The sequence below is a fragment of the Elioraea rosea genome, from assembly GCF_007644105.1.
In the GTDB taxonomy this organism is placed as follows: domain Bacteria; phylum Pseudomonadota; class Alphaproteobacteria; order Acetobacterales; family Acetobacteraceae; genus Elioraea_A; species Elioraea_A rosea.
Genome location: NZ_VFAC01000093.1, coordinates 1 through 955, shown reverse-complemented (window position 1 = coordinate 955; position 955 = coordinate 1). Strand labels below are relative to the sequence as shown.

Annotated in this window: 1 protein-coding gene; it reads left to right on the top strand. The window is 77.0% G+C overall.

Annotated elements, in window-relative coordinates; translation table 11 throughout:
- Positions 1–955, top strand: a 955-nt coding sequence (locus tag FIF60_RS21860) for a hypothetical protein (protein ID WP_158639341.1), incomplete at both ends; no start/stop codon positions are given.

The following is a 955-nucleotide window of genomic DNA, read 5'->3' as shown; positions in this document are numbered from 1 at the left end:
GCCCTTGGGGCCGCGCTTCTGGCGCTTGTCTCGGGCCCCCTTGCGCTCGCGCCTGCCGAGGCGCTCTCGGCCTCGCTTGCCGCCCGCGCACCCGGCGCCGCGCCATGGGGCACGCAGCGCGGCGACCTCTGGGGCAGGCTCGCGCGCGAGATCGAGGCAGCGACCGTCCCGCCGCCGCCGCCTCCGGCGCAGCCCGACCAGGGCATCGAGTTCCGCAGGCTTGCGGCCAATCTCGAGCTCACGCTTCGCCAGACGGGCGAGGAGCTTCACGCGGTGCGTGGCGCCATCGGTGCTGCGGCGACGACGCTCGAAGGTGCCGCGATCGCCGGCGAGAAGCTTGCGGAGGTGGCGGGCGAAGCCTCGCGCCAGCTGGCCGAGGCCGTGCAGCGCACCGATGACGCGACAGGCGCGCTTGCGGTGCTTCCCGCGCTCGCGTCCGAACAGGCACGCACCATCGAGGCCGCCGCTGCGCGCACCCTCGCCGCGGCAGAGGCGCTCGAGCAGGCGGCCCTGCGCGCGGACGCGCCGGATGAACCCGAACCGGTCGCGGAACCGCCGCCGGAGGAGCCGTCCGAGGCAGAGCGGGCGATGCACGAGGCGATCGCCCGCGGCGCCGACCAGGCCCGGCGCATGGAGGCAGTGATGCCGCTGCTGCTCGAGGCGATCGGCCGGCTCCCTGCCGCGGCAACCAGCCAGGACAGGCTGGCCGCGACCGCGGAGGCGCTCGAGCAGGCCGCTGCAGCGCTTGCCGATGGCGTCGACCGGATCGGCGGCGCCGTTGCCGGCCTCGCGGTGCCGGACCTCTCCGCCCCGCTCGCCGCCGCGGTGGCGACGCTGGAGGACCGCCTGGTCGAGGCAGCGCGCGACGCGGCCGATGCGGCCGCCACACGGCTCTGCGACATCGCCGAGCTCGTCAGCCTCGAGGCGGGCTGGCGGGCCGGTGACGCCGCGGCCG